This window comes from Klebsiella sp. K47, from assembly GCF_051858335.1.
Taxonomy (GTDB): Bacteria; Pseudomonadota; Gammaproteobacteria; order Enterobacterales; family Enterobacteriaceae; genus Klebsiella; species Klebsiella pneumoniae.
The window spans coordinates 1-221 of the sequence record NZ_JBPYUI010000459.1 but is presented as its reverse complement, the minus strand read 5'-3'; the positions used below and the strand labels follow the sequence as shown (position 1 = coordinate 221).

1 protein-coding gene is annotated in these 221 nt (G+C 64.7%); it reads right to left on the bottom strand.

Annotation, left to right across the window (positions count from 1 at the left end; all coding sequences use genetic code 11):
• A partial coding sequence (locus RRF55_RS28785; protein WP_439419414.1) for a ThiF family adenylyltransferase occupies nt 1-221 on the bottom strand: 221 nt, incomplete at both ends.

Sequence of the window (221 nt, the reverse complement as noted above, 5' to 3'; positions counted from 1 at the left end):
GCGGATCGTTGAAGGTCTTGTTGAGGTCGGCGATCTGGATCTGCGTGGGGTCGATCTGCCCGCCGGCCCCCCCGGTGGTGACGATGGCGATCTTGCGCCGGCGGCACCAGGCGATCAGCGCGGCCTTGGCCATGACGCTGTCGATGCAGTCGATCACGCAGTCCAGGTGTTCGGTGATGTACTCGACCATGGTGTCGCGGGTGACGAAATCGGCGACTGCA